This window comes from Paenibacillus sp. FSL P4-0127, from assembly GCF_038007325.1.
Classification (GTDB): Bacteria; Bacillota; Bacilli; order Paenibacillales; family Paenibacillaceae; genus Fontibacillus; species Fontibacillus macerans.
This window is the reverse complement of sequence record NZ_JBBOWY010000001.1, coordinates 3,811,220-3,831,249: the sequence shown is the minus strand read 5'-3', so window position 1 is coordinate 3,831,249 and position 20,030 is coordinate 3,811,220. Positions and strand designations below refer to the sequence as shown.

Sequence of the window (20,030 nt, the reverse complement as noted above, 5' to 3'; positions counted from 1 at the left end):
GTCATCTCCTTGCAAATTCGGAAATTAAGCGTTCTTGCGCTTCGGCGAGCGTTACCTTTTCGCTTACTTTCTGTTTCGAGAAAGCCCAAATGCCCTGTATGTATTCGATCGCTTCGTCGATATCGGCATTGGACCCCCGCTGGTAAGCGCCGATGTTGATCAGATCCTCGGAATCTTTGTATACCGCCAGCAGCCTTTTGTAATTTTCGGCCGCCTCGTTTTGCTCCTCGGGCACAATATCTTTCATAACCCGGCTTATGCTCGCCAAAATGTCGATGGCCGGGAAATGTCCCTTGTTCGCTATGCCCCGGTTCAGCACAATATGTCCGTCCAAAATCCCCCTCACCGCGTCGGCGATCGGCTCATTCATGTCGTCACCGTCAACCAGCACGGTATAGAAAGCGGTTATCGATCCGGCCGGCCCGGTACCCGCCCTTTCCATCAGCTTGGGCAGCGCGGCGAATACCGAAGGCGTGTACCCTCTCATCGCCGGCGGCTCTCCGACGGCAAGCCCCACTTCGCGGAGCGCCATCGCGTAGCGCGTCACCGAATCCATCATCAGCATGACGTTCAAACCGCGATCGCGAAAATATTCGGCAATCGTCGTAGCGATGAGCGCGCCTTTCATCCGAATCAAAGCGGGCTGGTCCGAGGTGGCCACAATAACGACGGATCGTTCCAGGCCTTCAGGGCCAAGATCCCGTTCAATGAAATCCAGCACCTCCCGGCCGCGTTCCCCGACCAAAGCGATAACGTTGACATCGGCCGCCGTATTGCGGGCAATCATTCCCATCAAGGTGCTCTTACCTACCCCGGAGCCGGCGAAAATACCTACCCGCTGCCCTTTGCCAATCGTCAGCAATCCGTCGATCGCTCGGACCCCGATGCTGATCGGTTCGGCTACACGCGGACGATTCAGCGGGTTCATCGGCTTGTTGAAGGTCGAGTAGTGGCCCATCCGCGAAGGCAGAAGCGAACCGTCGAGCGGCTGGCCCAAACCATCCAGCACTTTGCCCAAAAGCTCGGACCCCACTTGCACGGTGAGCGGTTTTCCGGTTCCGACCACATCGCATCCGGGACCGATGGACTGGAGTTCTCCCAGCGGCATCAGCAGCACTTTGTTGTCCCGAAAGCCGACGACTTCGGCCTGCAGCGGCTGCGACGCTTTCGTCGGATAGATGTAGCACACGTCGCCGATGCTGGCATCGGGACCTTCGGATTCCACCATAAGACCTATGACCTGAGTCACCTTTCCGTTAATCCGGACCGGATCAAGCTGCCTAAGATGATCGATATAACGCTCAGCGTTCATGCTCATCGTTCGTCTGCCCCCGCTCTTCCGCCTGCATCGCGATGCGCACCAGCTCTTTTTTGATTTCGGCCAGCTGCGTATCGATACGGGCATCCACGCTGCCGAAAGCGGAACGAATCACGCAGCCCCGGTCTTTTACGGTAGGGTCCGGCAAAATTTGCAGCTCCGCTTGCGAATCGATCGCCAGGCCAAGCTCCTCCCTTGCCGCCTGCACGAAAGCAAAGTGAGCGGGCGAAACGCACAATGTAATAACGCCTTGCTCCCGTTTGCGCGCCAGGCTCTTCTTGATCAGCTCCAGCGTATAATCCGGATCGACGTTCAGCTGCTTATCGATAACTTTTTCGGCAATCGCACAGCTAAGCTCCACGAGAAACGGTTCAGCCTCCTGAATAATCCGTTCTTTCTCAACGTAAGCCTGCTGCAGCACGGCTCCCGCTTCCCGCATCATTTCGTCGACCTTGGCCTTCGTCGCCAACTCCGCCTGAATTTTCCCTTCCTCAAACCCTTGGCTGAAGCCTTCCGATTTAACCGCCTCAATCAAATGCTCATCCTGCTCCCGGCGCTCTTGCCACCAAGCTTCAATCTGCTTGCGGGCTTCGGCAAGCAGCTGCTCGGCTTGTTCCGACGCTTCCCTTACCTGGCGTTCGGCAAACTCCTTGGCATCTTCAAGCATTTGCTTGCGTGTCTGTTCCGCGGCGATATCCTCCGGCGACGGAACGTCTTCTTCAACCACAGGGGACGCCGCTATATCATGGTGCTCCTCCGGAGCCCCAAGCGGCTTCGCCAAATTGAGCTGTTTCAACACATCCACCGGAACGTACTGCGACACCTTAATCACATTAGACAATGATGTCATCTCCTCCGCCGCGGGCGATGATGATCTCACCAGCTTCTTCCAATCTGCGGATCGTAGCTACGATGCGGGTCTGCGCTTCTTCGACATCACGCAGCCGCACAGGTCCCATGTATTCCATTTCTTCCTTGAACGTCTCGGACATCCGTTTCGACATGTTGCGGAAAACGGCTTCCCGGACTTCTTCGCTGGCCACTTTGAGGGCAAGCTGCAGATCGGCGTTTTCGATATCGCGAATAATCCGTTGGATCGAGCGGTTGTCGATGTTGACGATATCTTCGAAAACAAACATCCGCTTTTTGATTTCCTCGGCCAGCTCCGGATCTTGAATTTCCAGCGAATCGAGAATCGTCCTTTCCGTCCCCCGGTCGACCCCGTTCAAAATCTGCACGATCGACTCGATGCCGCCCGCGCTGGTGTAGTCCTGGGTTACGGTAGCGGAAAGCTTTTGTTCCAACACCCGTTCCACTTGAGAAATCACTTCCGGAGACGTGCTGTCCATCACGGCGATTCTTCTGGCAACCTCCGCCTGCTTCTCCTGCGGCAAAGAGGAGAGGATCGCCGCCGCCTGTTCAAATTGCAGATAAGACAAAACAAGGGCAATCGTCTGGGCATTCTCGTTCTGAATAAAGTTCAAAATTTGGTTCGGATCGGCCTTGCGAGCAAAATCAAAAGGTCTCACCTGCAAGGTCGCCGTCAGCCGGTTAATGATATCCAGCGCCTTGGACTGTCCAAGCGCCTTCTCCAAAATCTCTTTGGCGTAAGTGATCCCGCCCTGCGTAATATACTCTTGGGCCAGACAAATCTGGTGAAACTCGGCCATGATCATCTCTTTTTCCGCGCTGTCCACTTTGCGGACATTGGCGATTTCCAGCGTCAATTGCTCGATTTCATCATCGCGCAAATGCTTGAAAATTTCCGCCGATACCTCAGGCCCGAGCGTGATCAACAATATAGCCGCTTTCTGTCTCCCGGTTAACACTGTGCTCGTTGTTTTTGACAATGCGTTCACCTCTAATCGTCAGCTAGCCATGTGCGAAGCAAGTTAACGAATTCCTCCGGCTTCTTCTTGGCCAGCGTCTCCAGTTGTTTGCGCACTTGGTTCTCATTCGTGACCGAATCCAAATTAATGGACGGAAATTCCGGAGTAAGAGGCATCGAAATATCTTCTTCCTCTTCTGCCAGTTGTTGGTTGCGGCGGCGGCGGAACAAGACGAATCCTATGCCTGCCAGTGCCAGCAGTGCAGCCGCGCCTACGCCCCATACTACCGGGTTTGAGAGGCTCAGACCTGTATTTTGCTGCGCTTCATTATGAAATGGTTGCGAGACGACTGAAACTTTTCGCTGCAGTTCTGCGTCTGTATATGTAGTACCGGAATCGGCAAGATAGGAACCGACGATGTTAGTCAAAATATTTTCGATGGCCAAACGGGTCGTATCGTCCAAGGTTTGCTGTCCATCCGGTGGTTCAACGGCAACGTTGATGGTTAAATCTTTAATGACATAAGGGCTGGCTACGATATCCTTCGTAATCCGGTTCACTTCGTAATTGATCGTCGAGGACGATTCCTCCGAAGATGAGCCGCCGTTAGCCTGAGCCGAAGGATAGTTGACGACATCCTGCTGGCCGGTTCCCGGGACTCCGCTGTCCGGACTTGCATTGCCCGTGTAGCTCTTTTGCACCTTTTGCGCGCTGATTTCGATCCCTTTCATGTTGTCGGTATCGACCGGCGTCACCAGATTGTCTTTTTGCGTCACTTGGTCAAAATTGAGTTTGGATGCGACCAACACCTCAATTTTGTCCGGCCCCGTCAATCTGGAAAGGAACTGTTTCACACTCTGGCGAACATCGCTTTCGAATTTTTTCTGCAAGGCCATGTTTTCCTGAACCGCCGCCGATAGAGTACCGCTGGTCCCGCCTTGGCCGCTGGGCAATAGTACGGTATCGTCGCTGGATGACATGGAGATGTTTTCAACCGGCAAATTCGGCACCGACGTCTTCACCAGATTGAAGTATCCGTCGATAGCTTCCTGGTTTGCGCGATATCCGGGATTGAAGGTAAGGACGACGGAAGCCGTCGCTTTTTGCTGTTCGTCCGGACTGGCAAACACGTTTTCCGCGGGAAGATTGATCAATACCTTGGCGTCCTTGACACCCTGCATCTGTTTCAGCAGTTGTTCAACTTCGCCGTTCAAAGCGTTTTTGTACTTAACGTTGAATTCATTATCCGTCATGCCGATCAGTGAAGTGCTCTCGTTAAAAGCTTCCAGCCCGATAGAGCCGCTTTTAACGATTCCTTGCGACCCAACGTCCACCTTGACGCGGGACGCGTTTTTGCTCGGAACCGAAATCGCCGTTCCGTCCGGATTCAACTTGTAAGGGATGCCCCCGGATTCCAAATATTTGATAATTCCGGCAGCATCGGTCGAATCCAGGTCCGTAAAAGCTACTTCATACTCCGTTTTGGAGAATTGGATCGTCATCAGGATCACGGCGAGCAGTACGAATGCGATGGTAGCTATCAATAATGTCTTCTGTTTTTTGCTGAATTGGTTCCAGTACCCGGTTAATCGGTCCCGGTACTGAGCGATTCTCTCATTCACAATGTCACCTCATCCGAAGCATCTAAAATCGTTAAATTTGCGTACGCATAATTTCTTGATAAGCTTCTATCACTTTGTTGCGTACTTGTGTCGTCAATTGCAAACTTAACAAAGCTTGCTCTGAGGCGATCATCATCTGGTCGGCGCTTGCATTTCCTAGCATAAATTGATCGTTGACTGTCTGCGCGTTCGCTTCTTGCGCAGCCACTCCGTCCAACGCGTCGCTCAAATAAGAACTGAAACTTTTAATGGATTCGGCGGGAGTCGGCACCTGCGGCTTGCTTGGCAGCTGCGGCCCCACTAGCGATTTGACGGCGTCAAAGCTCATTCTTTCAATCAAAGGTCAACACTCCTAACTGCTTGATTTCTAGCTTGCCTTATGTTTATTTGCCGATTTGCAGCGCTTTGGTGATCATTGCCTTACTGGCGTTCAGCACCGTTACGTTGGCCTCATAGGACCGGGTTGCCGAAATCATGTCCACCATTTCTTTCAAAATGTCCACGTTCGGCATGTACACGTACCCTTCGCTGTCCGCATCGGGATGCGTCGGATTGTACACCGGTTTAAAAGGAGCGGGGTCTTCCTGAATCTTCGTAATTTTAACCCCTTGGCCGTTGAAGCCGCCCTCCAGAGCGGAACTCAACGCGCTGCCAAAGTCCGCTTCCTTGGGAGCCATGACGACGGTTTTTCTGCGGTAAGGAACCGCTTGGCCGTTCTCGATTCTGGCTCTTGTCGTCTCGGCGTTGGCGATGTTTGAGGAAATGACGTCCATCCGCAGACGCTGCGCAGTTAGTGCGGAAGAACTAATACTGAAACTATTGCTGATCGTCATTTGGCTTATCTCCCTTCTATAGCCGTGCGTTTCATTTTGATCATGTAACTCAGCTGTTCGATGTAAGAATTGTACCGAAGCTGATTTTCCGCGAGTTGGGCCATCTCGCTGTCGATGTCCACGTTGTTCTGGTTGTTGTTCATGATCGTACTCTCATCCGTTAGGACTTTCGGCTCCGGAGTGCCCGTCGACGGACCTATAACGAAATGCCTGGAATCGGTCCTTTTGCCCTGCAAGGCAGGCATGTCGCCGTTCATTTCGGCCTGCAGCATACTTTCAAAAGAGACGCTTGAACGCTTATAGTAGGGGGTGTCTTCATTTGCGATATTATTGGCAATAACCCCCTGCCGAAGATTGGCGGCCTGCAATGCGGTCTCCAGTCTGTTAAATCCCAACCCATTCAACAATTGCACCTTATTTCCCCCCTTAAGTCTTATTGAGTATTTAATTTTCATAATTCAACAAACAACTAATAAATCCTCTTTTTTTCGACAAATTTTTGCTAATTATTGTCTTTCTCGCTGTCTTTCTTATGTCCTAGTTACAGAAAATTTTCCATGATGTCATATATCCTAAGTTTCATGGAGATTCGACATTATTACAATAAGAAAAAAGCCCTATCTTTAGGACCTAATTAGTTATCATTTTCATTATTTGAAGCATTTTCTATAAAACAGCCAAGATTCGACAATTTTCAATCAAACCAAAATTTATCAATTTTGTCGGAATAACAAAAAAACCGCCCCTATTTTCATAGGCAGGCGGCCTTTCTTGAAGAATTTGTGAAAAGAGTGTCAGGTCCTGGGTAAAAAAGCCGATTTCGACAAAAAAACGTCGAAATGCTTACAAAATGAACTGGCTCAAATCACGATCCTGGGCAATTTCTCCTAATTTTTCCCTTACGTATTCCGGAGTGATCAGCATTTTTTCCAACGTCAGCTCCGGCGCTTCAAAGGATAAGTCCTCCAGCAATTTTTCCAGAATAGTGTGCAGTCTTCTTGCCCCGATATTTTCGGTGTTGGCATTTACGGACGCGGCGATTCTGGCAATTTCCCGAATGGCTTCGTCGGAAAACTCGATCTCCAGGTTCTCGGTGCGCAGCAGTTCAATGTACTGTTTGGTGAGTGCGTTTTGCGGCTCCGTCAAAATCGAAACAAAATCGTCCAGCGACAAACTGCTAAGCTCTACGCGGATCGGAAACCGGCCCTGCAATTCGGGAATCAAATCCGACGGTTTGGCGATATGGAAAGCCCCCGCAGCGATAAACAAAATATAGTCGGTTTTGATTGGGCCGTATTTCGTCATAACCGTCGAACCTTCAACGATCGGCAAAATATCGCGCTGCACGCCTTCGCGGGAAACGTCCGGTCCGGAGCCTTGCCCCCGGCTGGCCACTTTATCGATTTCATCGATAAAAATGATCCCGCTTTGCTCCGCTCTCGTGATCGCCTCTTGAATAAGATCATCATGGTCGATCAGCTTGGAGGCTTCTTCCTGCGTCAGCACTTTGCGCGCTTCTTTTACGGTCAATTTTCTTTTTTTTGTGCGTTTCGGCAAAAGGTTTCCGAACATTTCCTGCATGTTGATCCCGAGCTGGTCATTGCCTTGTCCGGCAAACATGTCCATCATCGTAGGCGTATTGTCCTCCACCTCGACTTCGACAATATCGTTTTCCAGTTGGCCGGCAAGCAGCTTGAAGCGGACCTGGCGGCGGCGTTCGGTCAGGCTGGTGTCCTCCTCGTTCTGCTCCTGGCTCGGAACGCTGCCCTGGTTTCCGCCACCAAACAGCATTTCGAACGGATTTCGCCCGCTCTTGGCCTTGTTTTCGGAAGGAACCAGTATATGGACGAGCCGTTCGTTGGCAAGCTCTTCCGCCTTGTCTTTGACCTTTTCGGTACGCTCCAGCTTTACGGTGCGGATGGCCGTTTCAACGAGATCCCGGACCATGGATTCAACATCCCTGCCGACATAACCAACCTCGGTAAATTTGGTAGCCTCCACTTTCACAAAAGGCGCTCCTACCAGCTTGGCGAGACGGCGGGCGATTTCCGTTTTACCAACCCCTGTCGGACCGATCATCAAAATGTTCTTCGGCACGATTTCATCCTGTACCTCTTCGTGGAGCAGGCTTCGCCGGTAGCGGTTCCGCAAGGCTACGGCCACGGATTTTTTCGCTTGTTTTTGGCCTACGATATATTTGTCCAGCTCTGCGACGATTTGTCTTGGCGTTAAATTTTTCTCGCTCACGATACGTCCCTCCTGAGAAAATAGTGTGGCCTAGGCCGCTTTAAAGCTCTTCCACGATAATGTTGCTGTTCGTATACACGCAAATTTCCGAGGCGATCTGCAGGGACTCCCGTACGATGTCTTTGGCCTCCATTGCGCCGGCATGCCGTTTGAGCGCCCGGGCCGCCGAAAGCGCAAAGTTGCCGCCAGAGCCAATGGCCAACACGTCGTCATCAGGCTCGATGATTTCTCCTCCCCCGGAAATGAGCAGCATTCCCGAATGGTCCATCACGATCATCAGCGCCTCCAGCTTGCGCAGCACCCGATCCTGACGCCAATCTTTGGCCAGCTCGACGGCAGCCCTTTGCAAATTGCCGTGGTGTTCTTCCAGCTTGCCTTCAAATTTCTCAAACAACGTTATCGCGTCAGCAACCGAGCCCGCAAACCCGGCGAGCACTTGCCCGCGGTATAAGCGGCGGACTTTTTTGGCGGTCTGCTTCATTACAACGTTCTCTCCAAAAGTAACCTGTCCGTCGCCCGCAATCGCCCCCTTGCCGTTATGACGAACGGCGCAGATCGTTGTAGCGTGAAAAGTCGGAATCATGTGTATCGCCTTCCTTTCTTCTTATCTCAACCCTCCCAAACCCTCCCTTACCGTAAGGGAGGGCTCCAAGGGCCTGCTGCCCTTTGGATACCCGCAAAGGGGACTAACGTAGGAGGGAGTGAGGCGCTCCTTAGGCGCTCTCCCTTCGGGATTCGCTTGACTTCGTACTTGGAACGCTTTTCTCCCCTTCGGGGTACGTCTTACTTTTGATGTTCCTGGGTTACCTGCTTTTGAAATAACGTGGGAGTTACTGAGGCGCTCCTAGCGCTCTCCCTTCGGGATTCGCTTGACTACGAGCTGCAACTGGCGCTTTTTTTAACGCTAGTTCTATGTTATGACTTAATGAGCTTGCTGGATTCCCTTTTGTCACGTAGAGTGCAAAAAAACGGTGGTTAGCCCAACCGTTCTTCTGTCATAAAGTTTCTCAAGCTTTGCAGCGCACGCTGGGCGAGCGCTTCGTTTTTTTCGGCTTTTTTGCGGTAGCGGGTATCCAGCTTCGGGAACAGGCCGAAATTGGCGTTCATCGGCTGGAAATGCTCGAAGTCCGCGGTCGTGATGTAACGGGCCATGCTGCCGAGCGTCGTGTCCGCGGGAAAGACGATGCCTTCGGCGCCGGAGGCGGCGCGCGCGGCGTTGATGCCGGCGATCAGGCCGGAGGCGGCGGACTCGACGTAGCCTTCGACGCCGGTCATCTGGCCGGCAAAAAAGAGCGTAGGCCTCGCCTTCAGCTGATACGTCGGGTCAAGCAGCTTCGGTGAATTGATGAAGGTGTTGCGGTGCATGACGCCGTAACGGACGAATTCGGCGTTTTCCAGGCCGGGGATCATCGAAAAGACGCGCTTCTGCTCGCCCCACTTCAAATGGGTCTGGAAGCCCACCAGGTTGTACAGCGTCCCCGCCGCGTTATCCTGGCGAAGCTGCACAACGGCATAAGGGAGCGTGCCGGTATGCGGGTTGACGAGGCCCACGGGCTTCATCGGCCCGAACAGCGCGGTCTGCTTGCCGCGCCGCATCATGACTTCGATCGGCATGCAGCCTTCGAAATACACTTCTTTCTCGAATTCTTTGAGTTGGGCCACTTCGGCGGAAATCAGCGCTTCGTAGAAAGCGTCGAACTCCTCCTCCGTCATCGGACAGTTGAGATAAGCGGCTTCGCCTTTATCGTAACGGGAGGCGAGATACACTTTGCCCATATCGATCGAGTCTTTCTCCACGATCGGGGCGGCGGCGTCATAGAAATAAAAGTAGTCCTCGCCGGTCAGCCGCTTGATCTGTTCCGACAGTGCGGGAGACGTAAGCGGACCCGTGGCAATCACGACGATCCCCTCCTGCGGAAGCTCCCGGATCTCCTCGTTCACCACTTCGATCAGGGGATGCTCGCGCAGCGTGCGCGTAATTTCTCCGGAGAAGCCGTCGCGGTCCACCGCCAGCGCCCCGCCCGCCGGAACCGCATTGCGGTCGGCGGCGCCGAGCACGAGCGAATTCAGCAGCCGCATCTCTTCCTTGAGCACGCCGACGGCGTTGGTTAAACCGTTGGCCCGCAGCGAGTTGCTGCATACGAGCTCGGCGAATTTATCCGTGTGGTGAGCCGGGGTTTTTACGACCGGGCGCATTTCGTAGAGCACGACGGGGACGCCGCGGCTCGCGATTTGCCAAGCCGCTTCGCTGCCCGCCAGCCCCGCACCGATAACCGTTACTTTATTGTTGTTCATAAGAGTAAAATCCCCCCAAGTCTCCTGCTGGGTATCTTAGATGATTTCCCGCTTCAAATATGGATTTGTACGGTAGTGGTTCTAACGGGAGGCCGCGGTTTATTCGTCGGCCCCGTCGTCGTTTTCCTCGATGGCCTCCACGTAATCGCAGGAAGTGCACTGCAGCTTGCCGCCCTGCTTGTTCCGCTTTTCCACGAGCAGCGAGCCGCATTTCGGGCAGGGCTTGGGCGACGGCTTATCCCAGGATACGAAATCGCACTCCGGATAACGATCGCAGCCGTAAAAAATCCGCCCTTTCTTGCTGCGCCGTTCTACCACATGGCCTTCCTTGCATTTCGGGCAAGTAACGCCGATATCCTTGACGATCGGCTTCGTGTTCCGGCAATCCGGGAACCCCGAGCAAGCGAGAAACTTGCCGAACCGCCCCAGCTTATACACCATCGGTTTGCCGCATTTTTCGCAAAGCTCATCGGAAACCTCGTCTTCGATCTCGATTTCCTTCATTTCTTCCTCGGCCACGCTAAGCCGCTTCTCAAACGATTCGTAGAACTCGCTGAGCACCCGGACCCAATCCTCGGCGCCCTCTTCCACATGGTCAAGATCTTCCTCCATATGGGCCGTAAACTCCACATCGAGGATTTCCGGGAAAAATTGCTCCATTTGCTCGATGACCAGCTCGCCCAGCTCGGTCGGCACAAACTTCTTCTCCTCAATCGCGACGTATCCGCGTTTTTGAATCGTCTCCAGGGTCGGCGCATAGGTGCTTGGGCGTCCAATGCCCAGTTCCTCCAGCGTTTTGACGAGGCGGGCCTCCGTATACCGTGGTGGCGGCTGGGTGAAGTGCTGCTTCGGCTCGATCTCTTCCGTGATCAGCTTATCCCCTTGTGCCAGCGGCGGCAAAAACTTGTCATCGTCGTTGGCGCTTCCGTCGTCGTTGCCCTCCACATATACCTTCATAAATCCCGGAAAGCGGATTTTCGACCCGACGGCGCGGAACGTTGCTTCGCCGGCAGCGATATCGACGGACAGCGTATCCAGTACGGCCGAAGACATTTGGCTGGCCATAAAGCGGTCCCAAATCAGCTTATACAGCCGATACTGGTCCCGGCTGGTGAATTCCTTGACCGATTCGGGGTCGCGCATTGCCGACGTCGGGCGGATCGCTTCGTGGGCATCCTGAGCGCCGGCCGCCTTCTTCGAATACTGGCGCGGCGATTCGGGAACGTAGTCTTTGCCGTACTTGCCCAGGATATATTCCTTCGCTTCCTCCTGCGCCGACGCGGCAATCCGGGTCGAGTCGGTACGCATGTAGGTAATGAGGCCGACGGTGCCTTCTTTCCCGAGGTCAACGCCCTCATACAGCTGTTGGGCGACGGACATCGTTTTGGCGGCGCGGAAATTCAGCTTGCGGGCCGCTTCCTGCTGCAGGGAGCTTGTCGTAAACGGAGCGGCGGGATGGCGCAGACGTTCCTTCTCCTTGACTTCGGCAACGCTGAATTTAGCTTTTTCGATGGATTGTAAAATCTCCTTAACCTGCTGCTCGCTCTTCAGCTCAAGCTTTTCGCCGCGGAGTTGATGAAACTTCGCTTCAAACGAAGACTCTCCGGTTTTTAGCCTCGCCGTAATGCTCCAGTATTCTTCGGGCACAAACGCGGAAATTTCGTTTTCCCGGTCCAAAATGATCTTGACGGCAACCGACTGAACACGGCCGGCCGACAAACCCTTTTTGACCTTTTTCCACAGCAGCGGGCTGATCTTGTAACCGACGAGCCGGTCCAGAATGCGTCTGGCCTGCTGCGCGTTTACCAAATCCATATTGATTTTGCGCGGGCTTTTAAACGCATCCTTCACGGCCTGCTTCGTAATCTCATTAAATACGACGCGGCACGTTTCTTTTTCATCCACGTCCAAAACATGGGCCAAATGCCAGGCTATCGCTTCTCCTTCGCGATCAGGGTCGGCTGCCAGATAGATTTTTTTGACCTTTTTACTGGCATCCTTCAATTCTTTTAATACGGAACCCTTCCCACGGATCGTAATATACTTCGGACTGAAGTCGTTCTCAACTTCAACCCCAATTTGGCTTTTGGGTAAATCGCGAACATGGCCCATTGAGGCTTTCACGATGTATTTGCTGCCTAGGTATTTGCCAATCGTTTTCGCCTTGGCAGGCGATTCCACGATGACGAGTGAATCCGCCACAGGTTCGTCCTCCTCTCAAACATACAAACTTCCATCTGATATAGTCATATATTCAGCCACTCTCGGTTAGGAATGGACTATATTAGTTGATATACGGAGCCAGGGAGCTGGACCACCGTTTTTTTCATGATTAAAGATAACAGAACTGAATGTAAAAGTCCAAAATCCCATTCGGTTTTTACAAGCAATTCGTCAAAACTGGCGTTTCCCTGCTCCAACATATGGTATATGCGCCGCTCCTCATCTGTCAACTTGTTTGCGTTTTTCCCGGTTTGGACAGGCATTTTGGGCACGGGAAGGATAGCCCCATATTCCTCCCAAATATCCTGGGCATCGGTCACGATTTTCGCCCCCTGCTTTAGCAGCGCCAGCGTACCGCGGCTTTTGGGCGAGGTGATCGGACCGGGCACGGCAAATACGTCCCGGTTCGCTTCCAGCGCCCAATCCGCCGTAATAAGCGAACCGCTGCGGGCGTCCGCTTCCACGACCACCGTGCCGCGGCTGATCCCGGCGATGATCCGGTTGCGCCGTGGAAACATGCCGGGATGGCCCGGCGTGCCGATCGGGTATTCGGAGACGATCAGCCCCTGTTCCGCAATGCTGCGGTACAGAGAGGCGTTTTCCGGCGGATAGGCGACATCAATGGCCGTACCCAGCACGGCGATTGTCGAGCCGCCCGCCCGGAGCGCCGCCTCGTGGCTGATCCCGTCAATCCCGCGGGCCAAACCGCTGACGACCGTAATGCCGTGGGCACACAGCTCCTCCGCCAGCTGAACGGCAACCTTGCGTCCATACGCGGTAGGCAGACGCGTTCCTACGACGGCTACCGACAGCGTGGAGAGCAAGCGGGGCTCGCCCAGCGTGTACAACACCCAAGGCGGGCGGGCGGTCTCCTTCATTAATAAGGGATACTCCTCATCAAACCGGGTGATCGCTTGAATCCTTTTGCGCCTCATCAGCTCCAACCGGGACTCGATCCAGTTCAAGGTGAAAAGCTCGGACATTTGCATGGCCAGTTCGGAACCGAGCCCCCGCTCCATCCAGTCCGCGGAGGTGAAGTCCGGCGCCTCCCCCCAATCGGGCCGGGACAGAATGCCCCGAATTCTTTTCCAGCCAAGTCCGGGGCTTTCGTGCAGCCCCACCAGAATCCATTTTTTCTCCATCGCCATTCCTCCATTCAGATGTATGCCAGTACAACAAAAAAAGCAACCTTCCCGCCGCAATGGGCCATAAGAAGGTTGCTTACCTTTCAAAGGTAGTTCAAAAAGTCAACTTTTGATCACGAAGCAAGACAAGAAGCGGATTCGACGTCGAATCTTGAATTCAGCCGGGCCTTCCGGTGCTCACGTACCCAAAACGTACGCTCCGCTCCTCAGTCCCTAGCTTCATCCAACCTTCTCGGTGCTGAAAAGCCGACTTTTTGAACTCGCACTTTAGCATATTATACCAAATAAAAATCAATGTGTCGTGCAGAGGTCGAGCAGACCGCGTTCTTCGAGCACGCTGACGAGCGTAGCGCCCATTTCCGAAGGCGTCGGCGCAACTTTGATGCCGCAGGCCTCAAGCTTGGCGATTTTTTCCTTCGCCGTGCCTTTCCCGCCGGAAATGATCGCGCCGGCATGACCCATCCGTTTTCCCGGAGGCGCCGTAACCCCGCCGATGAAACCGACGACAGGTTTCGTCATGTTTTCCTTGATCCATTCGGCCGCTTCCTCTTCCGCCGTGCCGCCGATTTCCCCGATCATGATAACGGCATGCGTATTCTCGTCTTCATTAAACCGGCGTAAAATATCGATAAACTCCGATCCCTTTACCGGGTCGCCGCCGATGCCGACGGCCGAGGATTGCCCGATGCCGCGGGTCGTAAGCTGATGCACGGCTTCGTACGTCAGCGTACCGCTGCGGGAGACGACGCCGACATGACCGGGAAGATGAATGTATCCCGGCATAATGCCGATTTTACATTCCCCCGGTGTGATTACGCCAGGGCAGTTCGGACCGATCAGCACGGTCTTTTTTCCTTCCATATAACGTTTGACTTTAACCATATCGAGCACCGGAATCCCTTCCGTAATGCAGATGACGAGCTCCATTTCCGCTTCTACGGCTTCGAGAATGGAATCGGCCGCCGCCGCCGGCGGCACGTAAATCACGCTGGCGGTCGCACCGGTAGCGGCTTTCGCTTCCTTCACCGTGTTGAAAACGGGCAGGCTGACCGTGCTCCCGTTTTCCAGGGCAATGTCAACCTGGCTTCCCCCTTTGCCCGGCGAAGTCCCCCCCACCATTTGGGTGCCGTAATCCAGGGCGCCTTTGGCGTGAAACAGGGCGGTTTTGCCTGTAATCCCCTGGGTGATGACCTTTGTATTTTTATCGACCAAAATACTCATATTTCGAGCCTCCCCTTCATGGATAGGTAAAACTTAGGATACAAGCGAAACGATCTTTTGCGCGCCGTCAGCCATGGAGTCTGCGGATACGATCGCCAGCCCCGAATCGGCCAAAATCTGTTTTCCAAGAGCTACGTTCGTGCCTTCCAGCCGTACGACGAGCGGACGGTCCAGACCGACCTGCTTTGCCGCTTCAACAATGCCGGAAGCAATGACGTCGCATTTCATGATGCCGCCAAAAATATTGACGAAAATACCCTTCACCTTGGCGTCGGACAAAATGATTTTAAACGCCTCCGTGACTTTCTCGGCCGTCGCACCGCCCCCTACATCCAGGAAGTTGGCCGGGTCGCCGCCATAATATTTAATGATGTCCATCGTTGCCATCGCCAGGCCGGCCCCGTTAACCATGCAGCCGATGTTCCCATCGAGGGCGATATAACTAAGGTCGAATTTGGAGGCTTCGATCTCCTTTTCGTTCTCTTCTTCCAAATCGCGCAGCTCCAAAATGTCCTTGTGACGGAACAAAGCGTTCGAATCAAAATTCAGCTTGGCGTCGAGTGCCAGCACATTGCCGTCACCGGTCACAACCAACGGGTTGATTTCCGCAATGGAGCAATCTTTGTCAATAAACGCATTGTACAAAGCCAGCATAAACTGCGCGGCTTTTCCGACAAGCTCGCTTGGAATGTTAATCGCAAAAGCCAAACGGCGCGCCTGAAACGGCGTAAGTCCGACTGCCGGATCGATCACTTCTTTAAAAATTTTCTCCGGCGTAGCCGCGGCCACTTCTTCGATTTCCGTGCCGCCTTCCTCGGAAGCCATCATCGTAACGCGTCCCGTGCCGCGGTCGACGACAACGCCGACATAGTATTCCTTCTTGATATCGCAGCCCTGCTCGATCAGGAGTCGCTTAACCTCCTTGCCTTCAGGTCCCGTCTGATGCGTGACCAGCACTTTGCCGAGAAGCTCCTGCGCATAGCTTTTGACTTCGTCCAAATTTTTCGCGACTTTGACGCCGCCGGCTTTTCCCCGGCCCCCGGCGTGGATCTGCGCTTTGACAACGACTACAGGAGTCCCCAGCGCTTTCGCCGCTTCAACGGCTTCATCGACCGTAAATGCCACCCGTCCTTCAGGAACGGCAACGCCGTACTGCTTCAGGACTTCTTTTCCTTGATATTCATGGATATTCATGCGTAAAAATCCTCCTATCAACAGGCGGTATTAGAGGTTAAAAAGCCCTCATCATGGAAACATCAGCTGAAACCCAGATTATTGTACCACTTTTTTAAAACGCTTTCCTTAAAAAGTTCATCATTTATACACAACTTTTTTATATCGTTTTCATCTCAAGTTGAGATGAATCATTACTAGACACATTTCATCATTTTTAACTGTCTATCCGATAAAAAAGCTGATTTTTGTCGGAACACACATCTCGCATCGAGATGAATCTCGACTTTTTTTTAACAACAACCCGAACGTTGTCACTATTGTTTCAATGTGAGAAATATGCTTGCAATTCCGGGGCTGTATTCATGCTTTTGGCATGGGTCTGAGGACAGGGGAGTGGAGGGGGGTGAGGCAGATCGACACTCGATGTCCGGAGACTTTGCATGATTATCCCGTTTGATCAGGTAGCAGAGAAACAGACAAGCTCGGGAGAAAAAAATATTAGTGAAGAAGCAGATAGGTTCGAGATAATTTAGACGGGCTTAGGAGAAGGAATCAGGTTTAGGGTAGGTAAAACAGACCGGACAGGAGATCAAGGACCCATTAAGTTGATCTGCATCAAGCTCCCCCCACCGTTCCAGCGTCTCGATCAGGCCGCAGCCGCAAGGGACTGGTTCGGTTGGCGCGCGATCAGCTTACGGTAAGGGATCGCCGGAATCGCCACACACATGCCCAGCAACTTCTGCCGCATCGTTTCTTCCGCTCTGGACAGGCGCAGCCGGCGGCGTCCGGTGTATTCGTTCAGGTACGCCTGCAGATGCTTCAGTCCCAAGGCTCCATACGTACTCTTCAGCGATTCCCACGCCTCTCTCACCACTTTCCGCAAGGGCGCATACAGCCGAAAGGCCTGAGGGAACAACTGTACCGCCGATGTACAGACATCCACATGCCCATTGATAAACGCGGTTAGATCGTGACGGTTTGCCCTTTTTTCGCCTCCCCGCTTATTTGGCACCAGGCGGATTTTGACCTGTTCCAGCTCGCCCGACTCCGTGACCGTGCATCCCGCTACGACCGCCGAGGCGTACGGATGCGAAAGCTGACACCGGGACGGATTACGCCCATACTGATCGCTGTTCACCTTCACGTCTCCGGAGAGCAGCTCCCGGGCATCGAACTCCCCCACGGCATGGCGTATTTTGTGCAGCATCGACCAGGCGGTCTTGTAGGTGACCCGGATCACCTTGCGCAGCCGCAGCGCCGAGATGCCGCCCTCCAGCAGGAACAACTCCAGCGCCTGAAACCACTTCACCAGGGGGAGATGCGTTCCTTCAAAAATCGTACCGACCAAAGGCGATGTTTGATGCTTGCACTTTCCGCACTCGAACAAGGGGATATGCCGGGAAGTCAGACGGCTGCACCGGGTGTGAGCGCAGCGCGGGCAGACGAAGCCGTTTGGCCACTTCATCGCGATTAGCGCCTCCATGCAATCCTGCTCGCTGTTATAACGGCTGTAGAATGGTTGAAGTTCCGTTTCCGTATTGAATTCCATGCCCGCTCGCCCCCGAATCAAGAATGTACGAACATCAGTTCCATTTATTTCATTATAGCAAACGTACGTTCTCTTATCAAGCCAAAAATCTCACTTGAACCGCCTCATTTTTTCCCATCTTTTTTGTTTATTTCTCCTCTCTTTTTCGGAACCCTTGCTCTCTCCCCCCAACCCCTGCTCCATGAACGAAAGGGATAATCGTGCAAAGGCAGCAGGCAGGCAGGAACACCAAGACACGAACACCAAGACAGAACCCTTTAGACAGCCCCCTCACCTGGCGTCGATTTCTGACACGGCTCGAAACGGCTACGGAGCAAAAGGTAGGTACGCTGACCCCGCCGGATCGTGACGCCTCTGCATCGTTGACGCTTCCTCCGGCCAATGGATTGCTGCTTTACCCAGCTACATCAAGGCGTGTCTGCCGATTTTTTGCTGCGAAAGTTGAGTTATAAGTCTTTAATCTAAAAAAACCGCCGGTACAAAAAACCGGCGGTTCAAACATTTAAGCAACATCCTACAGGCGTACGCCTATTCCGCTTCTCTACTATTGTATATGTTCATCTCCGAATCAGTTACACAAGATGGCAAGCGGCCTGCCGGCCGGAAGACACATCCCTTAACGCGGGGGGCTCCTTGCGGCAGAGATCGGTCGCTAGCGGGCAGCGCGTATGGAATGCGCAGCCGCTCGGCGGATGCTCCGGATTCGGAACATCGCCGGTAAGAACGATTCTTTCCGGCCGCTGCTCCGGGTTCGGCACGGGCACGGCGGACATCAGCGCCTTGGTATACGGGTGCAGCGGGGCCGCGAACAGCTCCGCCGTCGGCGCCAGCTCCACCACTTTGCCCAAATACATCACCGCGACGCGGTCGCTGATAAACTTCACCACGGACAGGTCATGTGATACAAACAGATAGGTCAAGCCAAACCGGTCCTGCAAGTCCTGCATCAGATTCAGCACCTGCGCCTGAATCGATACATCCAGCGCGGAGACCGGCTCGTCGCAGACGATAAACTTCGGGTTCAGCGCCAGCGCCCGGGCAATCCCGATCCGCTGCCGCTGACCGCCTGAAAACTCGTGCGGATAGCGGTCGGCGTGATATGGCGATAACCCGACGACCTCCATCAATTCGGCTACCCGGTCCTTCAGCGCGGCGGCGCTGCCGGGATTGTGCGTGCGCAGCGGCTCCTCCAGCGTCTGCCGTACGGTCCAGCGCGGATCAAGCGAAGCGTAAGGGTCCTGGAACACCATCTGCATCTGTGTGCGCAGCTGCCGCAACCCTTCCGGGTTCAGCGCCCGCACATCGGTGCCGTCAAACCAGATTTCGCCGTCCGTCGGCTCAATCAGGCGAAGAATCGCCCGCCCTGTCGTCGATTTGCCGCAGCCGGACTCGCCGACCACGGCCAGCGTTTCCCCCCGCTGCACCGACATCGTGACTCCGTCGACCGCCTTCACCGAGCCGACTTGCTTGGACAGCAGCCCTTTGCGGATCGGGTAATGCTTTTTCAGGTTGCGCACTTCAAGCAGCGTACTCATAGGCTGGCCTCCTGTTCAAGCAGACACCGGCACAGATGTCCGGGAGCGACTTCCTTAAGTTCCGGGTCCGACTGTTCGCAGCGTTCGACCCGCATCGGACAGCGGGGAGCGAAGCGGCAGCCCGAAGGCATTTCGAGCGGATTCGGAACCTGTCCCGGAATCGACTTAAGCCGGTCGGTGTCCCCCGCCAGCTGCGGCAGCGAAGCCAACAGCCCGCGGGTATAAGGATGCCTCGGCTCCCGGAACAGCGTCTTGACGTCCGTCTCTTCCACGACCTGCCCGGCATACATAATTACGACGCGATCGCACATTTCCGCCACGACCCCTAGGTCGTGTGTGATCATCATGATCGATGTCCCTTCTTTGCTCTGCAAATCGCGCATCAGGTCGAGGATCTGCGCCTGAATCGTCACATCGAGGGCCGTGGTCGGCTCGTCCGCGATCAGCAGGCTCGGGTTGCACACCATCGCCATGGCGATCATCACCCGCTGACGCATACCGCCGGACAGTTGATGCGGATATTGGTCGAATATTTTTTCGGGACGGGGAATCCCGACTTTGGCCAGCATATCCACCACGCGCTTACGCGCTTCCTGTTTGCCGATTTTCAAATGATAACGCGCGGCTTCGGATACTTGCTTGCCGACTTTGAATACCGGATTCAGGGACGTCATCGGCTCCTGGAAAATCATCGCAATGCGATTGCCGCGAATTTGGCGCATTTCCCTGCGCGAAGCGGTCAGCAGGTTTTTGCCCTCGAAGCGGATTTCCCCCGCCGCGACGCGGCCTACCCGCTTCGGTAGGAGCTGCATGATCGACAGCGAGGTGATGCTCTTCCCGCATCCCGATTCGCCGACGATCCCGAGCGTTTCCCCTTTGCGCACCGTAAAGCTGACGCCATCCACCGCCTTGATGACGCCTCCCGGCGTCGTAAACTCCGTGCGGAGGCCGGAGATCTCCAGCAAATTGGCCATCCTGGTCCCCTCCTTTGCCAAAAAACTTCAATGATAACTCTTCAAGTTCGCCGTCCTGCTATT

17 protein-coding genes are annotated in these 20,030 nt (G+C 54.1%); all 17 read right to left on the bottom strand.

The features are described from left to right. Position 1 precedes the first annotated feature (1 nt). Complete coding sequence (gene fliI, locus NYE74_RS17265; RefSeq protein WP_155621508.1) at positions 2-1,318, bottom strand: flagellar protein export ATPase FliI; 1,317 nt, start codon at positions 1,316-1,318, stop codon at positions 2-4. Next, entirely contained in the window at positions 1,302-2,159 is an 858-nt protein-coding gene (locus tag NYE74_RS17260; RefSeq protein WP_155621509.1) for a FliH/SctL family protein, read from the bottom strand. The genes fliI and NYE74_RS17260 overlap by 17 nt, the downstream gene beginning before the upstream one ends. Next, the gene (fliG, locus tag NYE74_RS17255; RefSeq protein ID WP_036622248.1) at positions 2,152-3,168 is read right to left on the bottom strand and encodes a flagellar motor switch protein FliG; all 1,017 of its coding nucleotides are present in this window, start codon (positions 3,166-3,168) and stop codon (positions 2,152-2,154) included. The genes NYE74_RS17260 and fliG overlap by 8 nt, the downstream gene beginning before the upstream one ends. A gap of 11 nt (positions 3,169-3,179) precedes the next feature. Next, on the bottom strand, positions 3,180-4,769 hold the full coding sequence (gene fliF / locus NYE74_RS17250) for a flagellar basal-body MS-ring/collar protein FliF (RefSeq protein WP_213509525.1): 1,590 nt from the start codon (positions 4,767-4,769) through the stop codon (positions 3,180-3,182). Between the two features lie 31 nt (positions 4,770-4,800). Continuing rightward, a complete protein-coding gene (gene fliE / locus NYE74_RS17245; protein ID WP_373872231.1) occupies positions 4,801-5,109 on the bottom strand; it encodes a flagellar hook-basal body complex protein FliE in 309 nt (102 codons plus the stop codon). A gap of 43 nt (positions 5,110-5,152) precedes the next feature. Continuing rightward, entirely contained in the window at positions 5,153-5,602 is a 450-nt protein-coding gene (gene flgC / locus NYE74_RS17240) for a flagellar basal body rod protein FlgC (protein WP_124332719.1), read from the bottom strand. 5 nt (positions 5,603-5,607) lie between these two features. Continuing rightward, positions 5,608-6,015: a flagellar basal body rod protein FlgB gene (gene flgB, locus NYE74_RS17235; RefSeq protein WP_124332718.1), complete on the bottom strand. Its 408-nt coding sequence runs from the start codon at positions 6,013-6,015 to the stop codon at positions 5,608-5,610. A gap of 430 nt (positions 6,016-6,445) precedes the next feature. Further along, positions 6,446-7,849, bottom strand: a complete 1,404-nt coding sequence (gene hslU, locus NYE74_RS17230; protein ID WP_213509526.1) for an ATP-dependent protease ATPase subunit HslU — start codon at positions 7,847-7,849, stop codon at positions 6,446-6,448. Positions 7,850-7,889: 40 nt separating this feature from the next. Further along, positions 7,890-8,432, bottom strand: coding sequence for an ATP-dependent protease subunit HslV (gene hslV, locus NYE74_RS17225; RefSeq protein ID WP_036622240.1), 543 nt, complete (start codon positions 8,430-8,432; stop codon positions 7,890-7,892). A 392-nt stretch (positions 8,433-8,824) separates the two neighbouring features. Further along, the gene (trmFO, locus tag NYE74_RS17220; protein WP_036622238.1) at positions 8,825-10,144 is read right to left on the bottom strand and encodes a methylenetetrahydrofolate--tRNA-(uracil(54)-C(5))-methyltransferase (FADH(2)-oxidizing) TrmFO; all 1,320 of its coding nucleotides are present in this window, start codon (positions 10,142-10,144) and stop codon (positions 8,825-8,827) included. Positions 10,145-10,243: 99 nt separating this feature from the next. Further along, complete coding sequence (gene topA / locus NYE74_RS17215; RefSeq protein ID WP_036622237.1) at positions 10,244-12,346, bottom strand: type I DNA topoisomerase; 2,103 nt, start codon at positions 12,344-12,346, stop codon at positions 10,244-10,246. Between the two features lie 77 nt (positions 12,347-12,423). Next, positions 12,424-13,509: a DNA-processing protein DprA gene (gene dprA / locus NYE74_RS17210; RefSeq protein ID WP_036622236.1), complete on the bottom strand. Its 1,086-nt coding sequence runs from the start codon at positions 13,507-13,509 to the stop codon at positions 12,424-12,426. A gap of 294 nt (positions 13,510-13,803) precedes the next feature. Continuing rightward, complete coding sequence (gene sucD / locus NYE74_RS17205; protein WP_036622235.1) at positions 13,804-14,733, bottom strand: succinate--CoA ligase subunit alpha; 930 nt, start codon at positions 14,731-14,733, stop codon at positions 13,804-13,806. Positions 14,734-14,766: 33 nt separating this feature from the next. Further along, positions 14,767-15,927 (bottom strand): ADP-forming succinate--CoA ligase subunit beta, encoded by a 1,161-nt coding sequence (gene sucC, locus NYE74_RS17200; RefSeq protein ID WP_036622233.1) that lies wholly within the window; start codon positions 15,925-15,927, stop codon positions 14,767-14,769. A gap of 628 nt (positions 15,928-16,555) precedes the next feature. Then, complete coding sequence (locus NYE74_RS17195; protein WP_213509527.1) at positions 16,556-17,458, bottom strand: transposase; 903 nt, start codon at positions 17,456-17,458, stop codon at positions 16,556-16,558. Positions 17,459-18,030: 572 nt separating this feature from the next. Next, positions 18,031-18,993, bottom strand: coding sequence for an ABC transporter ATP-binding protein (locus NYE74_RS17190; RefSeq protein WP_240751831.1), 963 nt, complete (start codon positions 18,991-18,993; stop codon positions 18,031-18,033). Next, positions 18,990-19,967, bottom strand: coding sequence for an ABC transporter ATP-binding protein (locus NYE74_RS17185; protein WP_155621578.1), 978 nt, complete (start codon positions 19,965-19,967; stop codon positions 18,990-18,992). The genes NYE74_RS17190 and NYE74_RS17185 overlap by 4 nt, the downstream gene beginning before the upstream one ends. Positions 19,968-20,030: the final 63 nt, after the last annotated feature.